Origin of the sequence: Micromonospora sp. H61 (assembly GCF_018070325.1) — a bacterium.
Classification (GTDB): domain Bacteria; phylum Actinomycetota; class Actinomycetes; order Mycobacteriales; family Micromonosporaceae; genus Micromonospora; species Micromonospora salmantinae.
Map to the genome: position 1 here is coordinate 1 of NZ_JAGPXY010000082.1, position 26,412 is coordinate 26,412.

Here is a 26,412-nt window from a genome sequence, read left to right on the forward strand (position 1 = left end):
AAGTTATTGCCAACCGCAGCGGCGTGTCGGGGCAGTAACTTCATGATCAACGGAAGGAGGGTGGTGGGGAGGGTTAGGAGAAGAGGCCGCGGCGGGTTAGGGACTGGCGGAGCCAGTTGTCGAGTTCGGCGGTCCAGTCGGTGCGGTCGGCGGTGGCGTGGTCGACAGTGAACCGGCCGAAGGCGTCCCGGCCCTCGGTGAAGACACCGCCGCGCTTGTCGACCTCCAGCACCACCTGCATCTGCTGCGCGTCGGCGATGAACGTGACCTCCAACTGGTTGATCGAGCGGGCGTACTGCGGGGCCGGGCTGAACTCGATCTCCTGGTAGAACGGCAGCGTCTGGCGTACACCGTAGATGTGACCACGCTCCACGTCGGCGCGTGCGAACCGGAAGCCCAGCCGCAGCAGCGCGTCCAGCAGTCGCTCCTGCGCCGGCAGCGGGTGCACCGACACGGCGTCCAGGTCACCCTTGTCGACAGCGCGGGCGACCTCCAGTTCGGTACGCAGGCCCATCGTCATCCCGTGCAGGTGCTGCCCGTACAACTCGGTGACCGGTGTCTCCCACGGCACGTCGAAGCGGAACGGAAGGTCGTAGCGCTGCCCCGGCTCCAGCCGGAACGCGCCGGTGACCTGCTGGCGGTGGAACTCCTGAGTGGTGTCGTAGTCGTTGTCGCCGCTCTCCACCTCGACCCGGGTGACCAGGCCGAGGGCGACGTGGTCGATGTCGACCTGGTGGTCGCCGCCCAGCACCTGGATGCGGCCCTCCAGCGGGCCGCCCGGGCGGCAGTTCGGGTTCGCCAGCACCGTCTCCACCGACGGACCACCGACGCCCATCGCCTTCATGAGCCGCTTGAAGACCACACCGTCCTCCAACTGTCGTTTCGGCCGGCCTGAGGTGGCCGGCCGTCCGCAACGTAGCCGGGGCGGGCAACCACACACTCCGACGACACACCGCACCAGCGATCCGACGCAATTCCTGTCGGGTGCCCGATCGCCTCACTCCCGTTTTACGCCCCGCCCGCCAAGCTGTTGTTCACACCGGCACCACTGGGCCGGGAACACGGCACCGACGTGGAAACGGGGAGAGACAGAGATGGTTCTGCAGATGACGGAACACCGGACGCGCCCGGCCACCACGACCGACAGTGACGGGACCCCCGAGGCCCTCGTCGACCTGGACGCCACCGACGAGCGCGGCATCTCCACCGACCTGGTCCGGGCCTACCTCAACGGAATCGGCCGGACGAAGCTGCTGACCGCCGCGCAGGAGGTCGACCTGGCCCGGCGCATCGAGGCCGGCCTGTTCGCCGACGAGAAGCTGGCCACCTGCACCCCGGTCTCCGCGGAGCTGCGAGCCGACCTGGAGCTGATCGTCGCCGAGGGGCGGGCGGCCAAGGACCACCTGTTGGAGGCGAACCTGCGGCTGGTGGTCAGCATCGCCAAGCGCTACACCGGCCGTGGCATGGCGTTTCTCGACCTGATCCAGGAGGGCAACCTCGGTCTGATCCGGGCGGTGGAGAAGTTCGACTACGCCAAGGGCTACAAGTTCTCCACGTACGCCACCTGGTGGATCCGACAGGCCATCACCCGCGCCATGGCCGACCAGGCCCGCACCATTCGCATCCCCGTGCACATGGTCGAGCAGGTCAACCGGATGGTCCGGGCCCGCCGCGAACTGGCGGTGACGCTGGGCCGTGAACCGACTGTCGCCGAGGTGGCCCGCGCACTGGAGATCCCCGAGATCCAGGTCATCGAGCTGATCTCCTACGACCGGGAACCGGTCAGCCTGGACCAGGCCGTCGGCGACGACGGTGAGAGCGCGCTCGGCGACTTCGTGGCCTCGGTGGACCCGCGCACCGAGCAGGGCGACGCCGCCGCCCAGGGCGAGCTGCGCAACGAGGTCAGCATCGTGCTCTCCACCCTGTCCCAGCGGGAGCAGGCGGTCATCCGCCTCCGGTTCGGCCTGGACGACGGCCGCCAGCGCACCCTGGACGAGGTCGGTCGGGAGTTCGGCCTGTCCCGGGAGCGGATCCGGCAGATCGAGAAGGTGACGCTGCTGAAGCTGCGCGCCCCGGAGCGGGCCCAGCGCCTGGAGGCGTACGCCTGCTGACGCACCCGGTTCCCACGGAAGGCCCCGGCGGTTCGCCGGGGCCTTCCGTGCTGTCGGGGTGCTTGACTGGGACACCGTCCGCTGACCGACGACGCGAGGAGAGCGACGATGAACTGGACGCTGGAAGTGGTGATCGTGCCGGTATCCGATGTGGACCGGGCGAAGAAGTTCTACGCCGACCAGCTCGGCTTCACGGTGGACCACGACACGGTGATCAGTGACGACGCGCGCATCGTCCAGCTGACGCCGCCCGGCTCGGGCTGCTCGATCGTGATCGGCAAGGGCGTCGTCCCGGAGATGCCACCCGGCTCACTCAAGGGCCTGCAACTGGTGGTTCCCGACCTGAAGCGGGCCCACGAGGAGCTGGTCGGGCGGGGTGTGGAGGTCAGCGAGATCCAGGTGGTGGGTCAGAACCCCCGGCCGGTGCCGGATCCGCTGGACAACGTGGGCTTCGTCTTCTTCGCCGACCCGGACGGCAACACCTGGGGCGTCCAGCAGATCTCCAGCCGCGCCTGACCGGGCACGCTCACAGGCGGCGGGGGCCGGTGTCCGGGCGGGCGGCCACGCCGCCCACCCCTACCTGCGCGTGCAGGATCGAGATGCCGTCCGGGCGGGCGAGCACCGGGTTGAGGGTCAGCGAGCGCACCCGGGGCTGTTCGTCGGCGAGCTGACCCACCCGTAGCAGCAGATCGGCCAGGGCCGCCCGGTCGACCGGCGCGGCCCCCCGGTGCCCGCGCAGCAGCGGCGCCGCCCGAGGCTCGTCGACCAGTTCGGCCGCGTCCCGGTCGGTCAGCGGCACCGCCCGCCAGGCCCGATCGCCGAGCAGCTCGGTGGCGACCCCGCCCAGGCCGAAACCGACCACCGGCCCGAACGCGGGGTCTTCCACCACCTCCACCACGCAGGCCACGCCGGGCGGGACCATCGGCTGGACCAGAGCGTCCGCGCCGAAGGTCGCCGCCAGGTCGGCGTACGCCCGGCGGAGGGTCGGCTCGTCGGGCAGGTCCAGCCGGACCGCGCCGAGGTCGAGCCGGTGCCGCAGCCCGGGGGCGGCCGCCTTGAGCGCCACCGGGAAACCCAGCCGCGCCGCCGCGTCGACAGCAGCGTCGACCGAGTCGACGGACACCGAGGCCACCACGTCGATGCCGTACGCGGCCAGCAGCGCACCCGGATCGGTGGCGTCGGCCCGGAGCGCTGCCTGCGCGGCAGTCCGATCGAGGTCGGGCAGCTCCGGTGCCACCCCGGGCGGGCGGCGAAGCCACTCGGCGTACCGGTGCGCGCGGGCGAGAGCGCGGACCGCCTCCTCCACGCCGCCGTATGCCGGCACCCCCGGTGGCAGCCGCCCGACCAGGAACGTCGCCACTGTCGGCTTGCCCAGCGCGAGGGCGGCCGGCAGCGCGGCGGTCACGTCGGCGTCCACGTCGGTCAGCTGGCCGGGTAGCGGCGGGGCGAAGACCACCACAAGGGCGTCCACCCGTTCGTCACCGGCCGTCTCGGCGAGCGCGGCGGCGAACTCGGCGGCGCCGGCGCTCGGCCCGACGTCGCGGGGATAACCGTCGGCCACGCTCAGGCCGTGCCCGACGCAGGCGGTCGCGGCGAGCCCGGTGAGGGCCGAGGAGTTGCCGACCACACCGACCCGGCGGCCGGCCGGCAGCGGCTGGTTGGCCAGCAGCACACCCACGTCGAGCAGTTCCGGCACGGTGTCCACCCGGATCACCCCGGACTGGGCGAAGAGCGCGGCCACCGCCACCTCGTCCGGCCCGGCGGCGTCACCGACCCCGGGCGGGCGGGCCGGCGAGGCGAGCGCGACGACCGGTTTGGCGCGGCCGATCCGCCGGGCCAGCCGGGCGAACTTGCGCGGGTTCCCGAAGGTCTCCAGGTAGAGCATGATCACGTCTGTGCCGGGGTCGTCCTGCCAGTACTGCAGAAGGTCGTTGCCGGAGACGTCGGCCCGGTTGCCGGCCGAGACGAAGCTGGACAGCCCGAGGCCCCGCCGGTCCGCCTCGGCGAGCAGCGCCACCCCGAACGCGCCGGACTGACTGAAGATGCCGACCCGACCGGCCGGCGGCAACGCCGGGGCGAGGGTGGCGTTGAGGCGTACCGTCGGGTCGGTGTTGGCCACGCCGAGGCAGTTCGGGCCGACGACCCGCATCCCGGCCGCGTGCGCCGCGCGGACCAGCGCCCGCTGGGTGGCCGCGCCCTCCCCGCCGGCCTCGGCGAAGCCGGCCGAGATGACCACCAGGCCGTGCACCCCCGCGGCGGCGGCGTCGGCGACCACCGCGGTCGCCGCCTCAGGCGGGACCGCGACCACCGCCAGGTCCACCGGCGCTCCGGCATCAACCGCCGACGGGTACGCGGGCAGGCCCGCCACTGTCGACGCGCTCGGATGCACCGGCACCACCGCACCGGTGAACCCGCCGTCGCGCAGGTGCCCGAGCACCGCCGCGCCGACGCCCTGGCCGGTGGCGCTGGCACCGTAGACGACGATGCCGCGCGGGGCGAGCAGCCGGGCGATCGAGCGGGCCTCGGTGCGGTGCTCCCGGCCGCGCTGCACCTCCAAGCTGGCCTCGGTGGGCGCGATGGGGAAGCTCAGGTGGACCACGCCGTCGGCGTACTCGCGCTGGACCTGGTAGCCGAAGTCGGCGAATACCCGCAGCATCGTCCCGTTGGCCGGCAGCACCTCCGCGACGAAGCTCATGATGTCGTTGCGGCGGGCCGCGTCGGCCAGGTGCTCCATCAGCACCGAGCCGATGCCCCGCCCCTGGTAGGCGTCCTCCACCACGAAGGCCACCTCCGCCTCGGGGGCCTGCGGGCCGAGCCGCTCGTACCGGCCGACAGCGACGATCTGGTCGGCGGCCAGCACCACGAACGCCTCCCGGTCGTGGTGGTCCACCGTGACGAAACGGATCAGATCCCGCTCGGGGATTCGCGGGTACGGCGAGAAGTACCGCAGGTAGCGGGTCCGCTCGGAGAACCGGCTGTGCATCGCCACGATGCCCGGCGCGTCGGCCGGGTCGATAGGTCGCAACTGGACGGTGCTGCCGTCGCTGAGCAGCACGTCGACCGGCTGGTCCACTGTCGTCACCGGAACGCCCTCCCCCGGCCCGGCTCAGTCCCGTGGATCGTGCGGGTCGAGCCCGAGCAGCGGGAAGACCGTCTTGCGGGTGGCCGCGATCGCCCGGTCCACAGCGTTCGGCTCGCCGGTCGGCTGCCACGGCTCGTACGACGGGTCGGCGTCGTCGGTCATCCGCAGCGGTATCTCCCGGCCCAGACGTCGGGAGGCGACCAGGTCCCGCCATGCGGGTGGGGTGAGCGTCGCCGGGTCGATCGGGTCACCGGTGGCCACTGCCAGCAGGTGACTCCAGGCCCGGGGCACCACCTCGACGAGCGCGTACCCGCCGCCGCCGGTGGCCACCCACCGGCCGTCGCACAACTCGTCGGCGAGCGCCCGCAACGCCAGGTAGGTGGCCCGCTGCCCGTCCACCGTCAGGTTCAGGTCGGCGAGCGGATCCAGCCGGTGGCCGTCGGCGCCGCACTGGCTGACCAGCACCTGCGGCCGGAACGCGCGCAGCACCGACGGCACGATCGCGTGGAACGCGCGCTGCCAGCCGCTGTCGTCGACACCGGGCGGCAACGGCATGTTGACAGCGGTGCCCTGCGCACCCGGACCACCCGTCTCGTCCGGGAAACCCGTGCCCGGGAAGAGCGCCAGCGGGGTCTCGTGCAGGCTGACAGTCAGCACCCGCGGGTCGTTCCAGAAGATGTCCTGCACCCCGTCGCCGTGGTGCACGTCGACGTCCACGTACGCGACCCGCTCTGCGCCCAGGTCGAGCAGGCGGGCGATGGCCACCGCGGGGTCGTTGTAGACGCAGAAGCCGGAGGCTCGGGCGGACATCGCGTGGTGCAGCCCACCGGCCACGTTCACCGCCCGCCGGGCGTCGCCACGCCAGACCGCCTCGGCTGCGGTCACCGTCGCGCCGGCGATGAGCGCGCTGGACTCGTGCATCCCCTCGAAGACCGGGTTGTCGGAGGTGCCCAGCCCGTACCCGGCGAAGAGCGGGTCGCGCGGCGCGTTGCGCACCGCGGCGAGGTAGGCCGGCGCGTGCACCCGGGTGAGCAGGGCATCGTCGGCGGGCTCCGGCTTGACCATCCGCACCCCTGGCCGATCCAGGATGCCCAGCTCGCGGGCCAGCGCGATGGTCAGCTCCACCCGGACCGGGTCGAGTGGATGGTCACCCATGTCGTAGGCGAGCAGCGACTCGTCCCACACCACCACAGTGTCGTCGGACATGAGGCCATCGTCGCACGAGGATCGGCGCCGGCCCACCGCACGCGCTGGTCAGCGGCCGGGTGTCGACCCGGAGGCGACCGGTCGGGCCGGGTCCGCCACCCAGTTGCTCCACGATCCGACGTAGAGCGCGGCGTCCGTGCGGCCGGCCAGGTGCAGCGCGAGCACCGCCTGGGCGGCGGTCACCCCCGAGCCGCAGTACGCCCCGACGGTCCGCCCCTCGGTCACCCCGGCGGCGGCGAACCGCTCACCCAACACGTCGGCGGCCAGGAAACGGCCGTCGGGCCCGACGTACTCCCCGGCGGGCAGGTTCGCCGCTCCCGGCACGTGCCCGGCGACCGGGTCGATCGGCTCGACCTCGCCCCGGTAGCGGGGCGCCGCCCGTACGTCGAGCAGCACGGAGTCGTCCGCGGCGGCCAGCGCGGCGGCCTGCCCGGCGTCGAGCACCGGGAGATCACCGGCGCGGACCACGACGTCACCGAGGGGTGGGGCGGGCGCGTCGGTGGAGACGGGCCGACCGGCGGCGACCCAGGCCGGGTAGCCGCCGTGCAGCAGGCGCACCGGCCGGTGACCCGCCCAGCGCAGCGTCCACCAGGCCCGCGAGGCGGCCATGCCGTCGCCGCCGTCGTACACCACCACCGGGTGACCGGCGCGGACGCCGGCGGCCCGCAGCGCGGCCTGCAACGCGGCCGGGTCGGGCAACGGGTGCCGGCCGCCGGCACCCGGCGCCCCACAGAGCGCGGTGTCCAGGTCGACGAAGACCGCCCCGGGCAGGTGGCCGGCGAGGTAGTCGTCGCGTCCGGGCGGGCCGATGAGCCGCCAGCGGACGTCGAGCAGGGTGGGCGGATCGACCTGGCCGAGCTCGGCGACGAGCCGACCGACCTCGACCAACGGTTCCTGGGTACCGGACATGGCGACCATCCAACACCATTCGCGTAGACGGCACGCGGTTCGGCGAAGGTCACCAGCCGTTCGCCGAGGTAACATCGTGCACCGGAGGGCCGCTGACCTTATGAAGTCTCACGACCTGGTCGACACGACCGAAATGTACCTGCGCACCATCCTCGAGTTGGAAGAAGAGGGGGTGCCGCCGCTGCGTGCCCGGATCGCCGAACGGCTGCAGCAGAGTGGCCCCACTGTGAGCCAGACCGTCGCCCGAATGGAGCGCGACGGGCTGCTCACCGTCGAGGGAGACCGGCACCTGACGCTCACCGCCCTGGGTCGCGGCAGCGCCGTGTCCGTGATGCGCAAGCACCGCCTCGCCGAGCTGCTGCTGGTCAACGTCATCGGGATGCCCTACGAGGAGGCCCACGAGGAGGCCTGCCGCTGGGAGCACGTGATGAGCGACGCGGTGGAGAAGCGGGTCTACGACCTGCTCAACCGGCCGACCCGTTCCCCGTACGGCAACCCGATCCCGGGGCTTCAGGAGCTGGGTTCGCCGGCGGCGGAGACCACCGAGGCCGCCGAGGGCGAGCGCAACCTGGCCTTCCCCGGCCTCTCCGGGTCGGTAGTGGTACGCCGGATCTGCGAGAGCGTGCAGAAGGACGCCGACGTGCTGCGCCAACTGCACGCCGCCGGTGTCGACCCGGGCGCCACTGTGACAGTGGCCCAGGAGCGCGACGGGGTGTCGATCGACCGCTCCGGTGACCGGGTGCGGCTGCCCCGCGAGGTCGCCTCCCGGGTCTTCGTCGCCGCCAACTGAGCAAACGGGCTGAGCAACAGGACACCCGGGCGTCACAACGCCCGGGTGTCCACCTTTTTCGCCAACGCGGTCAGGTCACCGGTCAGCTTCTCCACCGCCGAGCGCTCACTGCCACGGGCCGTGGTCCAACTCACCGTGGCCAGCCGTCCGTCGCCGGCCAGCCAGCCCACCTCGGCAACCGGCCCGTGCCCGCTCGCCGCGGCGGTGGTCCGCTTGTACGCCTGCTGACCCAGCCCGGTGACCTTCGCCGCCTTGTCCGGCACCACGTCCGCGCCGAAGCTGGCCTTGTCGACAGTGGTCTCGGTCACGCTGAGCGTCAACTCCGGCAGGGTGGCGCCCGCGGCCCGGACCACACAGGTGTGGGTGTCACCCTGTTCGCTGGCCGCCGCCACGTCGAAGCGGACCTTCACCACCTGCTCGATCACCGCGAAGTCCAGCAGACGGCAGGCGCCGCCCGAGGAGGCCGCCGCCACGTCCACAGCGATCGGCACCGGCGGCGGCACCGCCACCGGTTCCGCCTCGTCGGCGCACCCGCTCACCAGCAGACCGGCCAGCCCGGCGACCACGATCCGACCGCGCACACTCCACCCTCTCGCCGACCCACGGCGGAAGGCGCCCGCCAGATGTCCGTCGGACACCGTACGGGGTGTCGGTGTCGTGCGGAAGTCCTCGTTCACGCCGATCCCGAGGGTGGATCATCCACGTACGGACAGTGCCGGCAGCCGCGCCCGCAGCACGTGCCACGGCGGGCCAGGAAACCGGCGCTGAGCACGAACAGTCCGCTCGCCGGGTCGAGGTAACCGGCCTCACCGGCGGCCAACGCGGCGGTGTGCGCGGCGAGGATCCGGGCCCGGTCGGGGTGTTCGGACGGCAGCCGGGACGGGTGCGGCTCGGTGAGCGGCCGGTCGGCCAGGGGTAGTCGCTCTCCGGTCACCGCAGCAGTCTAGGGACGGTTCGCGGTCGGCCTTCCGCTGCCTGGCTGCGCGACATGCACCCGGCGTCGTCGCGGCGAGCCGTCGTTTCGTCGTACGGTCCGACAACGATCGGGGTCGACACCTGTCGACGCGTACGGAGGGGAAACCATGCGGAAGATCGTTGTGCAGATGAGTCTGTCGTTGGACGGGTTCTTCGAGGGCCCGGGTGGCGACATCGGCTGGCACCAGGTCGACGAGGAGTTGCACCAGCACTTCAACGACGTGATCGCCCCGATGGGCGGGTTCCTCAGCGGCCGGGTCAGCCACGAGCTGATGGCCGCCTACTGGCCGACCGCCGATCAGGACCCGGCCGCCAGCGGCCCGGAGCGCGAGTTCGCCCGCATCTGGCGGGACATGCCGAAGATCGTCTACTCGCGCACCCTCGACCACGCCGACTGGAACGCCACAGTCGTGCGCGAGGTCGACGTCGAGCAGGTCCGCAAGCTCACCGCCGAACCGGGCGGCGACCTGGCGCTCGGCGGGGCCGACCTGGCCGCGACGTTCGCCCGGTTCGACTTGATCGACGAGTACCGGATCTACGTCCATCCGGTGCTTGTCGGTCGGGGCCGTCGACTCTTCCCCGAGGCCGAGACTCCGACCGGTCTGCGGCTGGTGGAGAGCCGGGTCTTCGGCAACGGGGTGGTCCTGCTCCGCCACCAGCGGGTCCGCTGACCGATGAGCGCAGCGGCTTGAGTCTCCACCGGGGGGAGACGCGAGGGTGGGGGCATGAGCGGGCAGACGTTTCACACGATCGGCGACCTGGCCCGACGGACCGGCCTGAGCGTCAAGACCATCCGGTACTACGCCGACAGCGGGCTCGTGCCGCCGACGGACCGGAGCCCGGCCGGCTACCGGCGGTACGGCCCGGCGGCGGTGGCCCGGTTGGAGCTGGTCCGGACGCTGCGTGACCTGGGCCTGGATCTGGCCACCATCCGGCGGGTGGTGGCCCAGGAGGTACCCCTGCCAGAGGTGGCCGCCGCGCACGCCGAGGCGTTGACCGTGCAGATCCGGGTGCTGCGGCTGCGCCAGGCGGTGCTCACCGTCGCGGCGAGGCGCGGGTCGGGCCCGGCCGAGGTGGACGAGCTGCACCGACTGGCCCAGCTCACCACGCGCGAACGCGGGCAGTTGGTGGCGGACTTCCTGGACGGCGTCTTCGCCGGCCTCGGCGACCAGCCCGCGTACCCGGGTGTGATCGTCTCGTTGACACCGGAGCTTCCCGAGGACCCCAGCACCGGGCAGATCGAAGCCTGGCTGGAGCTGGCCGAGTTGTGCCGGGACCTGGATTTCCGGGCCCGGATGCGGCGGCTGGTGCGGCAGCACGCCGCCGACCACGACGTCACGGGGCTGCCCCGCCCGGACGCCGTCGCGGTGGTCCGGGACGCGGTGGCCCCCGCCCTCGCGGCCGGTCTCGACCCGAGCAGCCCGGACGCCGATCCGGTGGTCGCAGCCGTCACCAGCCGGTACGCCAGCCTGCACTGTCACTCCGACGAGGCCGACCTGCGTCGGCGGTTGCTCGATCGGCTGGTGCCGGCCAACGACCCCCGCCGGGACCGCTACCTCGACCTGTTGGCGGTGCTCAACGGTTGGTCGACAGGCGATGCGACGGCACCGGCGGTGGACTGGTTCATCCGGGCCCTGCGCCACCGGATGCCCGAGCCGGTCTGTTGAGCTGACCGGGCCTGGGGGCTTGGCGGCCGGGTCGGCTCGGCGGCGTCAGCCGAACCAGGTCAGCGACTGGCCGTGGCCCCTGGCCCAGGCCACCGGCTTTCCGTCGAGCGCGAGGACGTTGTGCAGCACGTCGCTCGGCGGGGCGGGCAGCCCGTCGTACCGGAGCACCTCCGGCCCCTCGTTCGCCACCCAGTGCCCCGGCAGCTCGCGGACCAATCGGACGAACGCGTCCCGGCGCGGGGGCGCCACCTGATAGAGCACCGACGTGTGGAAGACCACCAGCGTCGCGTCGGACGGCGCCCGCGCGGCCAGCGCCGGCAGGTCGTCCACCAGGTCTCCGCGGACCAGCAGCGGCGGGTCGGCCGCTGCGACCGCCGCCGCGGCGCGCAGCCGGGCCCGCCGGTGGGAGTGCTCCGGCCAGATCAGCGCGTCCAACCAGGACACGTCGTCGCTGTCGGTCACGTCGAGCGGGTTGAGGTCCAGGCCGGCCCGCCACGCCACCTGGGGTACGCCTGCCGGCGGCACCAACCCGTTGGCCGCGCAGTCGAGGACCAGCTCACCGGAACCGACCTGATGGTCGCCGTAGCGGTACGCGTACCGGTCGGGGTAGAGGCAGAGCCCGGCCGACGCACCGACCTCCAGCAGGGCGAGGGGCTGCGGCAGCGCGGCGAGCACCGGCAGCAGGACGGCGCACCGGCCCGCCTCGTTCGTCTGGGTGGCCCGGGTGAGCATCTGGGTCTCGACGGCCGGCCAGTGCGTCACCACGTAGTCGTGGAACGCGGCCGGGTCGTCGACCGGGCCACCGAGCCAGCGGACGACGCCGAACAGCAGATTCGGCTGCCGCTTGGCCGGCGGAAGCCCGTCCAGCAGGGTGAGCAGCTCGTCGTCGCGGGCCACCGCCTGCGACAGGCGCTCGTACGTGGGCGAGACCCCGTGCGCCTCGCGGCTGCCGAACTCGGCGTACGCCTCAGCGGTCGTCATGCCCTCATCGTCGCAGCCCATTCCTCGGTAGTTCAGCCCCCGTTCCCGTGCGCTGACTCACCCGCCTCGTAGAGTGCTGCGGCGGCTGGACCGTTGAGCAGCAGCTCAGCGGGGTCGGGCAGGGCAACGGGGAGGAGCGTGTCGTGCGGGGTGCCGGTGTCCGGGTACTGATTGTCGGCGGAGGTGTCGCCGGACTGGCGACGGTGGCCGCGCTACGCGAGTGGGGTGCCACTGTCGAGGTGGTCGAGCGGGCAGCCGGGCCGACCGACTCCGGCACCGGCATCTACCTCACCGGCAACGCGACCCGGATGCTCGACGTACTCGGTCTGGCCGAGCCGGTCGTCGACGTCTCCGTGGAGATCACCCGGCAGCGCAGCGCCAACCAGCGCGGGCGTCGGCTCTTCGACATCGACGTGGCCGCGCTGTGGCGGGGCGTCGGGCCGTGCGTGTCGCTGCCCCGGGCGCAGCTGCACCGGGCGCTGCTCGCCGGCGTCGGCGACACCCCGATCCGCTGGGGCCGCCAACCGGTCGCGCTCCTTGCCGAGGGCGACCAGGTCGCCGTCGAGTTCGACGACGACAGCAGCGAACGGTACGACCTGGTGCTCGGCGCGGACGGGGTGAACTCGACCGTCCGCCGGCTCGCCTTCGACGGCCAGGCGGCCCGCGACCTCGGCCAGTACGCGTACCGGTGGGTCGCTCCCCGCGTCGACGACGAGCCGGTCTGGTCGGTGCAGTTGGGGCGCGGGAGGCAGTTCCTGACCATCCCGATCAGCGCCGAGCAGACGTACTGCTACTACAACGACGGCCCGGTGGCCGACCGGCCCGGCTGGCGCGACGAGCTGACCGCGACGTTCACCGAGCCGGTGGCCACCATGCTCAAGGCCCTCGACTACGACGACAGCACCCTGCACGCGGGGCCGAACCAGGAGGTCGTGCTCGACTCCTGGTCCCGGGGTCCGGTGCTGCTGATCGGCGACGCCGCCCACGCCACCTCGCCGAACATGGCCCAGGGCGCGGCGATGGCCCTGGAGGACGCGGTCGTGCTCGCGTCGTCGTTGGCCACCGCCGGGTCCGTTGCCGAAGCCCTGCGCGGGTACGAGGCGCGGCGCCGCCCGCGTACCGAGTGGGTGCTCAGCCAGACCCATCGCCGCGACAAGGCCACCGGGCTCCCGCCCGCGCTGCGCGACCTGGTGATGCGCCGCCTCGGCGAGCAGATCTTCCGTTCGAACTACGGCCCCCTGTTCGTCCAGCCCTGACCTGGGGCGAGCCCATCACCTCTCCGGGCAGCTGGCCCGGCCGGTCGACCCGGAAGGACCGGGGCCGTGCATGGTCAGACTTCCATGATCCTTCGCGGGGATTCCACGATCCGTTCAGCCGTCGCCTCGCCTGGTTTACCAGGCTGAGTGGACGGTCGTACCAGCTGAGATCCGGCCGGCAGCAGCGGACCTGGGAGTGGAACCAGTGCGTAGACAGTGGATGAGCTGGGGCTTCGCCGCAGTGGCGACCGGTGTCGTGGTGGGCCTCGTACCGCCCGCCGTGGCCGGCGCGATCGGAAACGCGACGACCGCGACGGGCGCGAGCGTCGAGGGTGACCGCCCCAAGCCACCCGCTCAGACGATCGAGCAGGTACGACGTCAGTACCTCGACCACCGGCCGGACGCTCCGGTGATGGTGGTGGCGCACCGCGGCTACTGGCGGGGCGCGCCGGAGAACTCCGTACCGGCGATCGACCTGGCGATCAGGAACGGCGCGCAGGTCGTCGAGAACGACGTGCGGCGGACCTCCGACGGCCAGCTCGTGGTCATGCACGACACGTCGGTCACCCGGACGACGAACGGCACCGGTGAGATCTCCGGCATGACCCTGGCGCAGATCAAGGCGTTGCGTCTGCGCGCCGGGCTGGGCGGCGGGCAGGCACCGCTGACCGACGAGCAGGTGCCGACGCTGGCCGAGGCGCTCGCCGTGGTGAAGGGCCGCGCGCTGGTCAACCTGGACAAGGGCTGGCCCGTCCGGGACCAGATGTACGACCTGCTGGCCGCCACCGGCACCCTCGACCACGCCATCTTCAAGAGCTCGGCGCCCGTGGCAGAGGTGGAGACATTCCTCGACCGGGATTCGCACATCCTCTACAGCCACGTCGTCGACGACGGCAACGCGGCCAGCATCGGCGCCTTCACCCGGCACCAGCCGCCGTCGTACGAGCTGGTCTTCGACCGGCTCACCGACGCGCAGATCCAGCCGGCCGCCGTCGCGCTCGCCGGCAAGGACGCCCGGACCTGGGTCAACAGCATGTGGTACGGCCTCGCGGCCGGCTACACCGACGAGGCATCGTTGATCGATCCGGCGAACGGCTGGGGCGCGCTCGTCGAACGCCACCGGTTCGACATCATCCAGACCGACAACCAGGACCAACTGCTGGACTGGCTGGCAAGCCGCCGTGAACACGGCCCGAAGGCGCAGTGGCCGGCTCTACCGGACGGCACCGTCCGCGTTCAGGCCGAGGAGTACTCGCGCGACGGCAAGGACGTCGGTTACCACGACGCCGAGGACGACAACAAGGGCGGGGCGCAGCGCAAGTACGAGGGCGTCGACATCTGCGACCAGAACGGCGCGATCGACGTGTGCTGGATCCGCGGCGGCGAGTGGATGAGGTACACCGTCGAGGTGCCGAAGGCCGGCACCTACGAGGTCGCGGCCCGGGTCTCATCGCCGTACAGCCCTGCGGGACGGTTCACCCTGACGTTCGACGGGGCCCGGACCACCGCCCCGGTCGACGTGCGGACCACGACCTCGCACGACGCGTTCACGCTTCAGCCGCTGCCCGAGACGCAGTACCTGACGCGGGGCACCCACGAGTTCGTGATCAGCATGGATGCGTCCGCGTACCAGAACTTCAACATCGACTACTTCGACTTCCGGTACACCGGCAAGCACTGACCCCACCGGCCGGCGACCGTCAGGGACCGTGGGCGCGGCGGGGGTCCTCCCCGCCGCGCTCCCCCTCGCTGGGCAGTTGCCCTGGTGATGCGGCATTATCGAACCACCGGCGACTGGCGGCACGGGGATGGTGGAACCATCGGGGAGCCTCTCGCGGGCGTCGACCGCCTGGGCGCCTGCGTCGAGGAACCGTCATGACCACGACCAGCCAATCCGCCGACCAGCACACCCCCTCGGGCACGGCCCGGCTCCTGCCGGGTGCACCCGTCGCCGAAGCCGTCCTGGCCGAGACGGCCGCCGCAGCCACCCGCCTACGCAGCCGCGGGATCACCCCGAGCCTCGCCACCATCCTCGTCGGCGACGACGACGCCAGTGCCGGTTACATCGCCATCAAGCAGCGTCAGGCCGCCGCGCTCGGGTTCGCCTCCCCGCACGTGCATCTGCCGGCCACCGCCACCCAGGCCGAGCTGCACCAGGCCATTGCCCGATTCAACAGCGACCCGGCCGTACACGGGCTGCTCGTGCAGTACCCCGTTCCGGGGCACCTGGACTACGACGCGGCGTTGCAGACCATCGACCCGGACAAGGACGTCGACGGCATGCATCCGCTGAACATGGGGCGTCTCGCCGTCGGCCTGCCCGGCCCGCTGCCGTGCACCCCCGCCGGCATCGAAGCCCTGCTGGCCTACTACGAGATCCCCGTCGCCGGTCGTGAGGTCGTCATCCTCGGCCGGGGCGCCACCCTTGGCCGCCCCCTGGCGATGATGCTCGCCCAGAAGCGCCCGACCGCCAACGCCGCCGTCACCGTCGTCCACACCGGCGTGCCGGACTGGGGCCGCTACACCCGCCGCGCCGACATCCTCGTCGCCGCCGCCGGCGTACCCGGGATCGTGCAGCCCGAGCACGTCAAGCCCGGCGCCGTCGTCATCGGCGCCGGCGTCCGCTACGAAGGCCGGCGCCTCCTGCCGGACGTGGACGAATCGTGCGCGGAGGTAGCCGGCGCCATCACGCCCCGGGTCGGCGGGGTCGGGCCGACCACCGTCGCGATGCTGTTCCGCAACGCCGTACGCGCCGCCGAGCGAGCGAGCCAGTAACCCGGTTCCGCCGCCATCACCAAGATCACTTGATGCTGAGTAGTCAGAACGGCTCGTCCACACCTACTCAGCATCAAGTGATCGAGGCGGCTACCTGCGCGTCTCGCCGGATGAGGTCGCCGGACCCAGCCCAGGAAGCGCCGGTGCAGCAGCCCGGCGGGCACCCAGGCCAGGTCCTCGGCCGCCCAGACCAGGTAGGACCCCATGTAGAGATTCAACGACACAGCCGCGCCCCCTGTTCAACGTGTCGCGTCAGCCAGTACTGCAGATCACCCGTCGCCCCGGCTTCCCTGAGCCGATCGCGCGCCTGATCGGAACGACGATCTCGAACGCTGACGAGGTAGACGAATGAGCCAAGCACAACCACCCACCCACCCACCACGCCCAACCGAGGGGCGACGACAACAACCGTCGTCGTACGACTGACCCGAGCACCGTCCGGTCCACTGTGATCAAGTGATGAAAAGTAGGTCAGAGATGACCCCTCGGACCTACTTTTCAACACCGTCACCTTCGGCTGCCGAGCCCACCCGCGCCGATCTTGCAGTTTCCGTCGCCCAGATGCGCGGAATGCCCGCTACGCCGCGACAGAAAGTGCAAGATCGCGGCATGCAGGCGGGCCGCCCTCGTCGATCATGGGGTTGTGGTGTCTGGTTTGGGGTTCTCCGAGCGCTTTGTCACTCACCACAACTCCTTGATCGACGAGGCGGTGCAGGTGACGGATGGCCACTGCGCCTAGCGCAAGGGTGTTTCATCACTTGATCATGGGGGTGCCGTCATGACGAGCAACTGGAAACGGCGCTGCCCCGACTCCCTTGAGGGAAGCCGGGGCGGCGCCGCGTTTCGCGTACGTCAGCTGCAGCCGCTGGTGGAGCCGCAGCCCTCGCAGACGTAGCAGCTACCGGCGGGCCGCATCTTCGTACCGCAGGTGAAGCAGAGCGGCGCGTCGGCGGCCTTGCCGATCACGGCCTCCAGCAGTTCGGTGCTGGAACCCACGCTCGGAGCCGGCTTGGCGGCGGCCACGTCGGCCATCTCCTGGGCCGGCTGGGCGACAGCCTCCGGCTTGGCCGGGGTCTCCACCGGCGCGGACGACGCCATCGCGGTGAGCTCGGCGCCGGTGACGCCAGCAGCCTCCGCGTCGGCCTCGGCCCGCAGCTGCGCGGCCCGCTCCGAGGCGGTGAAGATGCCCAGCTCGGCGCGACGCTCGTAGGGCAGGAAGTCCAGCGCCAGGCGACGGAAGATGTAGTCCATCACCGAGGCCGCCATCCGCACGTCCGGGTCGTCGGTCATGCCGGCCGGCTCGAAGCGCATGTTGGTGAACTTGCTGACGAACGTCTCCAGCGGCACGCCGTACTGGAGGCCGATGCTGATGGCCACCGAGAAGGCGTCCATCACGCCGGCCAGGGTCGAGCCCTGCTTGGACATCTTCAGGAAGACCTCACCGAGGCCGTCGTCTGGGTAGGACGACGCGGTCAGGTAGCCCTCGGCGCCACCGACGGAGAAGCTGACCGTCTCGGACGGGCGCTTCTTCGGCAGGCGCTTACGCACCGGCCGGTACTCGATGACCTTCTCGACCGCGGCCGGCGCGGCCGCTGCGGTCTCGACGGCGGCCGACTCGGTGGCCTTGTTGGACTTGGCCACCGAGAGCGGCTGGCCGACCTTGCAGTTGTCCCGGTAGATCGCCAGCGCCTTGAGGCCGAGCTTCCAGCCCTCGAAGTAGATCTTCTCGACGTCCTCGACGGTGGCCGCCTCCGGCATGTTGACCGTCTTGGAGATGGCGCCGGAGACGAACGGCTGGATGGCCGCCATCATCCGCACGTGACCCATCGGGGCGATCGTCCGCTCGCCCATGGCGCAGTCGAAGACCGGGTAGTGCTCCGGCTTGAGGCCGGGGGCGTCCACCACGTGGCCGTGGTCGGCGATGTGCTCGACGATCGCCTCGACCTGCTCCTCGGGGTAGCCGAGGCTGCGCAGGGCGCGCGGCACCGTCTGGTTGACGATCTGCATCGAGCCGCCGCCGACCAGCTTCTTGAACTTGACCAGCGCCAGGTCCGGCTCCACACCGGTCGTGTCGCAGTCCATCATGAAGCCGATCGTGCCGGTCGGGGCGAGGACGCTCGCCTGCGCGTTGCGCCAACCGTTCTTGTCACCGATCTTGTTGCCCTGGGTCCACTGCTTGGTCGCCTCGCGGACGATAGCGGTGGCCACCGGGCTGGTCGGCTTGATCTCGTCGTTGGCCGCGGCGTGCTTGCGCATGACCCGCTTGTGCGGCTCGGCGTTACGGGCGTAGCCGTCGTACGGGCCGACGACGCCGGCCAGCTCGGCCGAACGGCGGTAGGCGGTGCCGGTCATCAGGGACGTGATCGACGCGGCGACCGAGCGGCCCTGGTCCGAGTCGTACGGCAGGCCGGTGGCCATCAGCAGGGCGCCCAGGTTGGCGTAGCCGATGCCGAGCTGCCGGTAGGCGCGGGACGTCTCACCGATCTTCTCGGTCGGGAAGTCCGCGAAGCAGATCGAGATGTCCATCGCGGTGATGACGAACTCGACGGACTTGACGAACTTCTCCACCTCGAAGCCACCGTCGGCGCGGAGGAACTTCATCAGGTTGAGCGAGGCCAGGTTGCACGAGGAGTTGTCCAGGTGCAGGTACTCCGAGCACGGGTTCGAGGCGGTGATCCGCCCGGTCTCCGGGCAGGTGTGCCAGTCGTTGATCGTGTCGTCGTACTGCAGGCCCGGGTCGGCGCACTCCCAGGCGGCCTGGGAGATGGTGCGGAACAGCTTCTTGGCGTCGACGGTGTCGATCACCGAGCCGTCCAGCCGGCCGCGCAGGTCGAAGCCCTTGCCGTTCTCGACCGCCGACATGAACTCGTCGGAGACCCGGACCGAGTTGTTGGCGTTCTGGTACTGCACGCTGACGATGTCGGAGCCGCCGAGGTCCATGTCGAACCCGGCGTCACGCAGGGCGCGGATCTTGTCCTCCTCGCGCGCCTTCGTGACCACGAACTCCTCGATGTCCGGGTGGTCCACGTCGATGATGACCATCTTGGCCGCCCGGCGGGTCGCGCCGCCGGACTTGATGGTGCCGGCGGAGGCGTCCGCGCCGCGCATGAAGCTGACCGGGCCGGAGGCGGTGCCGCCGGAGGAGAGCAGCTCACGGGACGAGCGGATGCGCGACAGGTTGACTCCGGAGCCGGAGCCGCCCTTGAAGATCAGCCCCTCCTCCTTGTACCAGTCGAGGATCGAGTCCATCGAGTCGTCGACGGCCAGGATGAAGCAGGCGCTGACCTGCTGCGGCGACGGCGTGCCGACGTTGAACCAGACCGGCGAGTTGAAGCTGAACACCTGGTTCAGCAGCATCCAGGTCAGCTCGTGCGCGAACACCTCGGCGTCGGCCGGGCTGGCGAAGTAGCCGTACTCCTCACCCGCGGTGCGGTAGGTGGTGACCACCCGGTCGATCAGCTGCCTGAGCGACCACTCGCGCTCCGGGGTCCCCACCGCTCCCCGGAAGTACTTGGTGGTCACGATGTTTGCCGCGTTGACGCTCCACGACTCCGGGAACTCCACCCCACGCTGCTCGAAGTTGATCGAGCCGTCCCGCCAGTTCGTCATCACGACGTCACGGCGCTCCCAGGAGACCTCGTCGTACGGGTGGACCCCCTCGGTCGTCCACACCCGCTCGATCTTCAGCCCCGCGCCTGCCTTGCTTCGTGAACGGCTAGTAGTCACGCCGTCGCCCCCCTCGTCTGCGCGGTCACCCACCGCGCGTCCCAATCTCTTGAAAAACTGTGAAGACTCAGCTGGTACGGCCGGCGGCCTCGACCGCATCGGCCCGGCCCTGCTCCCGGGCTTGCGCCGCGGCCCGCAACGTCTCGATCTCGCGCTCGAAGTCGGCGAGCGAGTCGAACGAGCGGTAGACGCTGGCGAACCGCAGGTAGGCGATCTCGTCCAGGTCGCGTAGCGGACCCAGGATCGCCAGGCCCACGTCGTGGCTGGGGATCTCGGCGGCCCCCTTGGCCCGGACCGTCTCCTCCACCCGCTGCGCGAGCAGCGCGAGTGAGTCGTCGTCCACCGGCCGGCCCTGGCACGCCTTACGCACCCCGCCGATGATCTTCGTGCGACTGAACGGCTCGGTCACCCCGCTGCGCTTGACGACAGCGAGGACCGCCTCCTCGACGGTGGTGAACCGCTTGCCGCACTCCGGGCAGGACCGCCGCCGTCGGATGAGCTGGCCGTCGTCGGCCTCCCGCGAGTCGACCACCCGGGAGTCAGCGTGCCGGCAGTACGGACACCGCATCGCCCACCTCCTAATAATGATCAACTGCGAGCACACCGGACACCCCCGGGCACGACTCACCGCGACGGTGCCATCCTCGGATGGCGCTCGCCGTGATCGACGTTACGGGAGTGCGGTCGGTAGTCAGACCCAACCTGTAGGCAACTTACGCCCGTGTCACTACTACATCTAGGGGTCGACCGTATGTCGCTGGGGAAGCCGGGTCAAGTTGGCCGGCGTGTCCGGCGCGTCACGGACCATCCGGTCATCCACGCACCGCACAGCGCCCGAAGACCCAACGTCACGATGCCGCCCGGGTTACCGGCCAGCCGGCCGAACGCGGCCGGAAAATGGTCCAGGATCGAACACCAGTGCTACCTGACGTACCATTTATCAGAACATCCGTACGACGGGAGCGCTTTTTCACCCCGACACGCCGATGAGAGGTCGTACAGATGTTTGAAAATGACTGATCTCACCTATACGGTCATGAACAACGTGGCACCACCGCACGCACCACGAGCCGACGAGGCACCCAGCGCCGACCAGGGAGGACGGACGTGACCGAGGACCGGGCCAGCCGGCCGAAGAGCCCGCAGCAGATCACCGAGGCGGGCCCGCCGGCCACCCGACGCCGCAGCGCCGCGCGCAGCCGGACGGGTCAGCCCGCCGTGCGCCCGGTCACCCCGGTGGTCAGCGCCTTCCCCGACCCGGTGACGGTCGACCTGACCGCCCGCCAACGGCGCATCCTGGAGTTCATCCGCAACTGGGTGGAGCGCCACGGCTACCCGCCGAGCGTCCGCGAGATCGGCGAGGCGGTCGGCCTGGTGTCGCCGTCCAGCGTCGCCTACCAGCTCAAGGAGCTGGAGAAGAAGGGCTTCCTGCGCCGCGACCCGAACCGGCCGCGCGCGGTGGACGTCCGTGCCCCCAGCGAGGCGATCGACGACGAGCTGTCCAGGGCACAGCGGCCCACCCCGGCATACGTGCCGATGCTCGGTCGGATCGCCGCCGGTGGGCCGATCCTCGCCGAGCAGGCCGTGGAGGACATCTTCCCGCTCCCCCGCGAGCTGGTGGGTGAGGGCGAGGTCTTCATGCTCCAGGTCAAGGGCGACTCGATGCTCGACGCGGCGATCTGCGACGGCGACTGGGTGGTGGTCCGGCAGCAGCCGACCGCGGACTCGGGCGAGATCGTGGCCGCCATGCTCGACGGCGAGGCGACAGTGAAGACCTACCGGCGGCGCGACGGGCACGTCTGGCTGATGCCGCAGAACCCGGCCTTCGACCCGATCCCCGGCGATGACGCCACCATCATGGGCCGGGTCGTGGCGGTGCTACGCCGGATCTGATCGATCGGCGGGTGGGTGCCGACAGCGCTCACCCGCACCGCTCGGTCAGGACGAATGAGCGCTTCAGCGCCGATCAGTAACGGTCGCCCCGGGGACCGCGACCGCCCCCGGGATACTGCCCGTACGGGTCGATGGGCGCGTCGTCGTCACGTCGCCGGCCGGGCCGTTGACCCCGGTAGTCGGGCTCCTGCCCGCCGCGCCGGGGCGGCTCCGCGCGACCGGGCTGACCGCCGTCGCCGCCGTAGACGCCACCGCCAGGACGGCCACCGCCGCCCTGCGGACGACCGCCACCACCACCCTGCGGACGACCACCGCCACCAGCCGGGGGGCGACCGCCGCCACTGGCGGGAGGACGACCGCCGCCGCCAGCCGGGGGACGACCGCCGCCGCCGTAAACGCCAGCACCGCCGCCGTCCGGTCGCGGCGCACGGTAGCCACCGTCAGCCGAGGCCGGCCGGCCGCCACCGCCGTACACGGCACCACCCGCCGGGGCCGGGCCACCACGACCCGCACCACCCGCCGGGGCCGGACCGCCGCGAACCGCACCACCGCCGTAGACCGCGCCGCCGGCCGGGGCGGCGCCCCCGTAGACACCACCCCTGCGGTCATCGTCGGCCGGGAACCCGTCAACGGCACGGCCCGCGCGCGGGCCGAACGGCTCATCGTCCGGACCCGACGGGTCGGACGCGTCAGCGGTCGGCGGCCGACGGCGGGCGCGAACGATGCCGAAGATTCCGGCGGCGACCAACAGCAGGCCGATCAGCCCGACCGCCCCGACCAGGTACGTGATGTCGTCCAGGCTCAGCCCGTCGGTCCAGGACTTCGACGCGGCCGGTTTGGCGCCGTCCTCGGCACTCAGTGGCACGGCGGTCGACGTGGACGGGGTGTAGCCGAGAATGTCGACCGGCTCGTCCTCGGTGAACCGGCCCGCGTCGGAGACGGTGAGGAACGACTTTCCGTCCGAGGTGTAGCTGATGGCCTCGCCGAACGGGTCGGCCAGCGGCGTCACCCTCGGCTTGCCGGTGGTGAGCGCACCCACGATGTCGCCACCGGTCACGTCGAACTCGAAGGCGTCCGCGTACGTGCGCAGGACCACGCGGGAGCCGTCCGGTGCCCGGGATGCGCCGGTGATGGCGATCCGGCCGAACGTGTTGAGGGTGTTCTCCGTCTGGGTCTTCGGCAGCGTGAGCTCGCCGGCCTTACGCATCGGCACCGGGTCGGTGTCGCCGCTCTTGAGGGCCGCCGACGGCGTGTAGATCTCGGCCTTGCCGCTGGTCACCTTGGTGATGATCAGCGGTTTTCCGTCGTCGCCGATGAGCAACGCCTCAGCGTCGTGCGGTTTGGCCTCCGGGTAGGAGAGCCGGTGCAGCGTCGGCTGCTTGGCGCCGGTGACCGGCATCGACCAGAGTGCGACGCGGCTGCGGCGCTCCTTCGAGTCGGGGTTGTCACCGGTGTCGGCGATCCAGAGTGTGCGGCCGTCCTTGGACAGGGCGAGATCCTCGGTGTCGAACGGACCCTGCCCCGAGTAGCGGACCGGCTCCTTCGAGATCTTGCACTTACTGTCGAGGAAGAACACCCGCTTGCGCGCCGCGACGTCGGTGCCGTCGTTGATGACGATGTAGCCACTCTTGGTGGCGACCAGCCCGGACAGCTCCCGTAGGCGCTCGTCGGTGATCGTGCATCGCTTCTGGCCAGGGTTCGCGGCGGGCGGCCCCGACGCCCCAGGGGCGGGAGCCGCTGCGGCGACTCCGGCGAGCGCCACGGTTGCCCCGAGCAGGCCGAGGGCAACCGTGACCGAGGAAACAACGCGGCGCATTCGGCCAGTGTCGCATGCCGCGCGTTTCCGGTGGATGACGCCGTGGCCGCTCAGGACCGGCTGCCGGCCGCCTGCCCCTGCCGCTCCACGTCGAAGGCCATCAGCTCCGCGGCAAGCTCCGCACCCACTCGGACGTGCAGCAGAGTGCCCTCCGGCAGGTGCGACGTGCTGAGCACCTCACCGGTGCGGTGCGCCCGAGCCACCAGGTCGCCCCGGTCGTACGGCAGCACGGCCCGAACCTCCACGGCCGGACTCGGCAGCCGCTCCTCGATCGCCGCGCGCAGCTCGTCCATGCCCCGCCCGGAGTGCGCGGACACGAAGATCGCGTCCGGCCAGAGCCGCTTGAGCCGCAGCAGAGTGTCCTCGTCGGCCGCGTCGGTCTTGTTGACCACCAACAGCTCGGGGAGCCGGTCCGCGCTGACCTCGGCAAGCACCGCGTGGACCGCCCGGACCTGCTCCTCCGGATCCGGGTGGGTGCCGTCCACGACGTGCACCACCAGATCCGCCTCCGCGACCTCCTCCAGCGTCGAGCGGAACGCCTCGACGATCTGGTGCGGAAGGTGTCGGACGAAGCCCACCGTGTCGGAGAGGGTGTAGAGCCGCCCGTCCGAGGTGGTGGCCTTGCGGGTCGTCGGGTCCAGCGTGGCGAACAGCGCGTTCTCCACCAGCACGCCCGCGCCGGTCAGACGGTTGAGCAGGCTGGACTTGCCGGCGTTGGTGTAGCCGGCGATGGCCACAGCGGGAACGGCGTTGCGGGAACGCCGGGCGCGCTTGGTCACGCGTACCGTCTTCATGCTCTTGATCTCGCGACGCAGCCGGGAGATGCGGTGACGGATGCGCCGCCGGTCGGTCTCCAGCTTGGTCTCACCGGGACCACGAACACCCACACCGCCGCCGGCGCCGCCGCCCCGGCCGGAACCACCGGTCTGCCGGGAGAGCGTCTCACCCCAACCGCGCAGTCGCGGCAGCAGGTATTGGAGCTGGGCCAGCTCGACCTGCGCCTTACCTTCCTTGCTCTTGGCGTGCTGGGCGAAGATGTCGAGGATCAGCGCGGTGCGGTCGACGACCTTGACCTTGGTGCGCTGCTCCAGGTTGCGCAACTGCGACGGGGACAGCTCACCGTCACAGATGACAGTGTCGGCGCCGGTGGAAAGCACCACCGCGCCAAGATCGTCGACCTTGCCGCGGCCGATGTACGTGGCCGGGTCGGGTCGGGTACGACGTTGGATGAGCCCTTCGAGCACCTGCGAACCGGCGGTCTCGGCCAGCGCGGCAAGCTCGGTCAGCGAGTTTTCCGCGTCGGTGACAGTGCCTTCGGTCCAGACGCCCACCAGGACGACCCGCTCCAGCCGCAGCTGGCGGTATTCCACCTCGGTGACGTCGGTGAGCTCGGTTGACAGGCCCGGGACGCGTCGGAGGGACTGCCGCTCCGACAGCTCCATCTCGCCGGTGGTGACGTCGTCGAGCTCGTCCTCGACGGGGACAAAGCTCTCCTGGTCTCGCAAGCGGTTCTCCTGTCCGTTTTGATAAGTAGAACGTAATCCTGACATGACACAACGCCGAACGCACCTGCTATATGCCCATGGCGAAGGTCGCCAAAAGTGGGGGCGAATGCTGGTCGGCCGCGACAACCCGGTAGAAATGCGGGCGGCGGCCGAACGGCCGCACAGCCGTTACGGAGGGATCCCGTGGCCATCACCCGAATGCCCAGCGCCGGATTTTCGATCACCATCCGGATCGCCGTGACCGCGGACGCCTCCTCGATCGGCCGACTCACCACCTCCGTCGGCGAGGCCGGGGCGATCGTCACGGCGCTGGACGTGGTGGACTCGGACCCGACCCATGTGATCGTCGACCTGACCTGCGACACCGCCGACTCCGGTCACGCCGACCAGGTGGTCGACGCGCTGACCGCGCTGGACGGCGTGGACGTGCGCAAGGTGTCGGACCGGACGTTCCTGCTGCACCTGGGCGGCAAGATCGAGGTGACCTCGAAGGTCGCGCTGCGCAACCGCGACGAGCTGTCCCGCGCGTACACCCCGGGGGTGGCCCGGGTCTGCATGGCGATCGCCGAGAACCCGGCCGACGCCCGGCGACTGACCATCAAGCGCAACACCGTCGCTGTGGTCAGCGACGGCTCGGCGGTGCTCGGCCTGGGCAACCTCGGCCCGGCCGCCTCGCTGCCGGTGATGGAGGGCAAGGCCGCGCTGTTCAAGCGCTTCGGCGGGGTGGACGCCTGGCCGGTGGTGCTGGACACCCAGGACACCGACGAGATCGTGCAGATCGTCAAGGCGATCGCGCCGGCCTACGGCGGCATCAACCTGGAGGACATCGCCGCGCCGCGCTGCTTCGAGATCGAGGCCCGGCTGCGCGAGGCGCTGGACATCCCGGTCTTCCACGACGATCAGCACGGCACCGCGATCTGCGTGCTGGCCGCGCTGACGAACGCGTTGCGGGTGGTGGGCAAGCGGCTCGAGGACGTCCGGGTGGTCGTCTCGGGCGCCGGCGCGGCCGGCACCGCGATCATGAAGCTGCTGCTGCGCCAGGGCGTCGGCGACATCATCGCGTGCGACCGGGAGGGCGCCCTGCACCGCGGGCTGACCGGGCTCAACTCGGCGTGGCAGTGGCTGGCGGAGAACACCAACAAGGAGAACTACTCCGGCGACCTGCCCGGCGCGATCCGCGGCGCCGACGTGTTCATCGGGGTCAGCGCGCCGAACCTGCTCACCGGCGACGACATCGCGCAGATGGCGAAGGACTCGATCGTCTTCGCCCTCGCGAACCCGGACCCGGAGGTCGACCCGCGGGAGGCGCGCAAGCACGCCGCAGTGGTCGCCACCGGCCGCTCCGACCAGCCGAACCAGATCAACAACGTGCTCGCGTTCCCTGGGGTGTTCCGCGGCATGCTGGACGCGCACGCCGAGGAGTTCACCGAGGAGATGGCCATCGCCGCCGCCCGGGCCATCGCGGACGTGGTCGGCGAAGAAAAGATCAACCCGACGGTGATCGTGCCGAGCGTCTTCGATTCCCGGGTCGCCCCGGCGGTCGCCGCCGCCGTGCGCGCCGCCGCGCACAACCCGAGCCCGCTCCCGGCCGCCGACCCCGGCCCCGCCGACCTCCCCGAGATCGCGGCAAGCGCCAGCGCCACCCCGTAAAAGCGCCAACGACCCACCCCCACCAACCGCGCCGTTGATCAAGAGGTTTGCGTCAGGAAGTACGCGAAAC

21 protein-coding genes are annotated in these 26,412 nt (G+C 71.3%); 10 read left to right on the forward strand and 11 right to left on the reverse strand.

Annotation, left to right across the window (positions count from 1 at the left end; all coding sequences use genetic code 11):
- Positions 1 to 73: 73 nt before the first annotated feature.
- On the reverse strand, positions 74 to 862 hold the full coding sequence (locus KBX08_RS28210) for a sporulation protein (RefSeq protein ID WP_210786356.1): 789 nt from the start codon (positions 860 to 862) through the stop codon (positions 74 to 76).
- 232 nt (positions 863 to 1,094) lie between these two features.
- On the opposite strand from KBX08_RS28210, the gene sigB reads away from it, so the two are divergent.
- Complete coding sequence (gene sigB / locus KBX08_RS28215; protein ID WP_372494892.1) at positions 1,095 to 2,111, forward strand: RNA polymerase sigma factor SigB; 1,017 nt, start codon at positions 1,095 to 1,097, stop codon at positions 2,109 to 2,111.
- A gap of 108 nt (positions 2,112 to 2,219) precedes the next feature.
- Positions 2,220 to 2,627, forward strand: coding sequence for a VOC family protein (locus tag KBX08_RS28220; RefSeq protein WP_210786358.1), 408 nt, complete (start codon positions 2,220 to 2,222; stop codon positions 2,625 to 2,627).
- Positions 2,628 to 2,637: 10 nt separating this feature from the next.
- On the opposite strand, the gene KBX08_RS28225 is transcribed toward KBX08_RS28220, so the two are convergent.
- Genes KBX08_RS28225 through KBX08_RS28235 form a run of 3 tightly spaced genes read right to left on the reverse strand, consistent with a single transcriptional unit; the run spans position 2,638 to position 7,308 of the window.
- On the reverse strand, positions 2,638 to 5,193 hold the full coding sequence (locus KBX08_RS28225) for a bifunctional GNAT family N-acetyltransferase/acetate--CoA ligase family protein (RefSeq protein ID WP_210786359.1): 2,556 nt from the start codon (positions 5,191 to 5,193) through the stop codon (positions 2,638 to 2,640).
- Positions 5,194 to 5,217: 24 nt separating this feature from the next.
- Positions 5,218 to 6,399: an acetoin utilization protein AcuC gene (locus KBX08_RS28230; protein ID WP_210786360.1), complete on the reverse strand. Its 1,182-nt coding sequence runs from the start codon at positions 6,397 to 6,399 to the stop codon at positions 5,218 to 5,220.
- A 48-nt stretch (positions 6,400 to 6,447) separates the two neighbouring features.
- Positions 6,448 to 7,308, reverse strand: coding sequence for a sulfurtransferase (locus KBX08_RS28235; protein WP_210786361.1), 861 nt, complete (start codon positions 7,306 to 7,308; stop codon positions 6,448 to 6,450).
- A gap of 100 nt (positions 7,309 to 7,408) precedes the next feature.
- Here KBX08_RS28235 and KBX08_RS28240 point away from each other — a divergent pair, with 100 nt between their 5' ends.
- Positions 7,409 to 8,098, forward strand: a complete 690-nt coding sequence (locus tag KBX08_RS28240) for a metal-dependent transcriptional regulator (RefSeq protein ID WP_091400569.1) — start codon at positions 7,409 to 7,411, stop codon at positions 8,096 to 8,098.
- A gap of 32 nt (positions 8,099 to 8,130) precedes the next feature.
- Here the strand turns inward: KBX08_RS28240 and KBX08_RS28245 are convergent, their stop codons facing one another.
- Together KBX08_RS28245 and KBX08_RS28250 are read right to left on the reverse strand one after the other, a co-directional pair.
- Positions 8,131 to 8,679, reverse strand: coding sequence for a hypothetical protein (locus KBX08_RS28245; protein ID WP_210786362.1), 549 nt, complete (start codon positions 8,677 to 8,679; stop codon positions 8,131 to 8,133).
- Between the two features lie 92 nt (positions 8,680 to 8,771).
- Positions 8,772 to 9,032, reverse strand: coding sequence for a DUF5522 domain-containing protein (locus KBX08_RS28250; RefSeq protein WP_210786363.1), 261 nt, complete (start codon positions 9,030 to 9,032; stop codon positions 8,772 to 8,774).
- Between the two features lie 148 nt (positions 9,033 to 9,180).
- On the opposite strand from KBX08_RS28250, the gene KBX08_RS28255 reads away from it, so the two are divergent.
- Positions 9,181 to 9,744, forward strand: a complete 564-nt coding sequence (locus KBX08_RS28255; protein ID WP_210786364.1) for a dihydrofolate reductase family protein — start codon at positions 9,181 to 9,183, stop codon at positions 9,742 to 9,744.
- 54 nt (positions 9,745 to 9,798) lie between these two features.
- Positions 9,799 to 10,740 (forward strand): MerR family transcriptional regulator, encoded by a 942-nt coding sequence (locus KBX08_RS28260; protein ID WP_210786365.1) that lies wholly within the window; start codon positions 9,799 to 9,801, stop codon positions 10,738 to 10,740.
- Positions 10,741 to 10,785: 45 nt separating this feature from the next.
- Here the strand turns inward: KBX08_RS28260 and KBX08_RS28265 are convergent, their stop codons facing one another.
- Positions 10,786 to 11,721, reverse strand: a complete 936-nt coding sequence (locus KBX08_RS28265; protein ID WP_210786366.1) for a DUF2332 domain-containing protein — start codon at positions 11,719 to 11,721, stop codon at positions 10,786 to 10,788.
- A 143-nt stretch (positions 11,722 to 11,864) separates the two neighbouring features.
- Between KBX08_RS28265 and KBX08_RS28270 the strand changes: the two genes are divergently transcribed.
- The 3 genes from KBX08_RS28270 (at position 11,865) to KBX08_RS28280 (ending at position 15,752) form a co-directional block, all read left to right on the forward strand.
- Entirely contained in the window at positions 11,865 to 12,977 is a 1,113-nt protein-coding gene (locus tag KBX08_RS28270) for an FAD-dependent monooxygenase (protein ID WP_307850673.1), read from the forward strand.
- A gap of 220 nt (positions 12,978 to 13,197) precedes the next feature.
- Positions 13,198 to 14,658, forward strand: a complete 1,461-nt coding sequence (locus tag KBX08_RS28275) for a glycerophosphodiester phosphodiesterase family protein (protein WP_210786374.1) — start codon at positions 13,198 to 13,200, stop codon at positions 14,656 to 14,658.
- 194 nt (positions 14,659 to 14,852) lie between these two features.
- Positions 14,853 to 15,752 carry a bifunctional 5,10-methylenetetrahydrofolate dehydrogenase/5,10-methenyltetrahydrofolate cyclohydrolase gene (locus KBX08_RS28280; protein WP_210786367.1) on the forward strand — a complete coding sequence of 300 codons (900 nt, stop codon included), beginning with the start codon at positions 14,853 to 14,855 and terminating at the stop codon, positions 15,750 to 15,752.
- 852 nt (positions 15,753 to 16,604) lie between these two features.
- Here the strand turns inward: KBX08_RS28280 and KBX08_RS28285 are convergent.
- Positions 16,605 to 19,478, reverse strand: coding sequence for a vitamin B12-dependent ribonucleotide reductase (locus KBX08_RS28285; protein WP_372494891.1), 2,874 nt, complete (start codon positions 19,476 to 19,478; stop codon positions 16,605 to 16,607).
- Between the two features lie 67 nt (positions 19,479 to 19,545).
- Complete coding sequence (gene nrdR, locus KBX08_RS28290; RefSeq protein WP_210786368.1) at positions 19,546 to 20,046, reverse strand: transcriptional regulator NrdR; 501 nt, start codon at positions 20,044 to 20,046, stop codon at positions 19,546 to 19,548.
- Between the two features lie 539 nt (positions 20,047 to 20,585).
- Here nrdR and lexA point away from each other — a divergent pair.
- Positions 20,586 to 21,371, forward strand: coding sequence for a transcriptional repressor LexA (lexA, locus tag KBX08_RS28295; RefSeq protein ID WP_210786369.1), 786 nt, complete (start codon positions 20,586 to 20,588; stop codon positions 21,369 to 21,371).
- Between the two features lie 73 nt (positions 21,372 to 21,444).
- Here the strand turns inward: lexA and KBX08_RS28300 are convergent, their stop codons facing one another.
- A complete protein-coding gene (locus KBX08_RS28300) occupies positions 21,445 to 23,187 on the reverse strand; it encodes a hypothetical protein (protein WP_210786370.1) in 1,743 nt (580 codons plus the stop codon).
- A 50-nt stretch (positions 23,188 to 23,237) separates the two neighbouring features.
- Complete coding sequence (hflX, locus tag KBX08_RS28305) at positions 23,238 to 24,692, reverse strand: GTPase HflX (RefSeq protein WP_210786371.1); 1,455 nt, start codon at positions 24,690 to 24,692, stop codon at positions 23,238 to 23,240.
- A gap of 183 nt (positions 24,693 to 24,875) precedes the next feature.
- On the opposite strand from hflX, the gene KBX08_RS28310 reads away from it, so the two are divergent.
- Positions 24,876 to 26,342: an NAD-dependent malic enzyme gene (locus KBX08_RS28310; RefSeq protein ID WP_210786372.1), complete on the forward strand. Its 1,467-nt coding sequence runs from the start codon at positions 24,876 to 24,878 to the stop codon at positions 26,340 to 26,342.
- Positions 26,343 to 26,412 lie beyond the last annotated feature (70 nt).

Excerpts from the sequence above, each read along its gene's own strand:
- KBX08_RS28265 (WP_210786366.1), bottom strand. The coding sequence starts at position 11,721 with ATGACGACCGCTGAGGCGTACGCCGAGTTCGGCAGCCGCGAGGCGCAC.
- KBX08_RS28230 (WP_210786360.1), bottom strand. The coding sequence starts at position 6,399 with ATGTCCGACGACACTGTGGTGGTGTGGGACGAGTCGCTGCTCGCCTAC.
- KBX08_RS28260 (WP_210786365.1), top strand. The coding sequence starts at position 9,799 with ATGAGCGGGCAGACGTTTCACACGATCGGCGACCTGGCCCGACGGACC.
- KBX08_RS28240 (WP_091400569.1), top strand. The coding sequence starts at position 7,409 with ATGAAGTCTCACGACCTGGTCGACACGACCGAAATGTACCTGCGCACC.
- KBX08_RS28255 (WP_210786364.1), top strand. The coding sequence starts at position 9,181 with ATGCGGAAGATCGTTGTGCAGATGAGTCTGTCGTTGGACGGGTTCTTC.
- KBX08_RS28220 (WP_210786358.1), top strand. The coding sequence starts at position 2,220 with ATGAACTGGACGCTGGAAGTGGTGATCGTGCCGGTATCCGATGTGGAC.
- KBX08_RS28275 (WP_210786374.1), top strand. The coding sequence starts at position 13,198 with ATGAGCTGGGGCTTCGCCGCAGTGGCGACCGGTGTCGTGGTGGGCCTC.
- nrdR (WP_210786368.1), bottom strand. The coding sequence starts at position 20,046 with ATGCGGTGTCCGTACTGCCGGCACGCTGACTCCCGGGTGGTCGACTCG.
- KBX08_RS28280 (WP_210786367.1), top strand. The coding sequence starts at position 14,853 with ATGACCACGACCAGCCAATCCGCCGACCAGCACACCCCCTCGGGCACG.
- KBX08_RS28300 (WP_210786370.1), bottom strand. The coding sequence starts at position 23,187 with ATGCGCCGCGTTGTTTCCTCGGTCACGGTTGCCCTCGGCCTGCTCGGG.
- KBX08_RS28235 (WP_210786361.1), bottom strand. The coding sequence starts at position 7,308 with ATGTCCGGTACCCAGGAACCGTTGGTCGAGGTCGGTCGGCTCGTCGCC.
- sigB (WP_372494892.1), top strand. The coding sequence starts at position 1,095 with ATGGTTCTGCAGATGACGGAACACCGGACGCGCCCGGCCACCACGACC.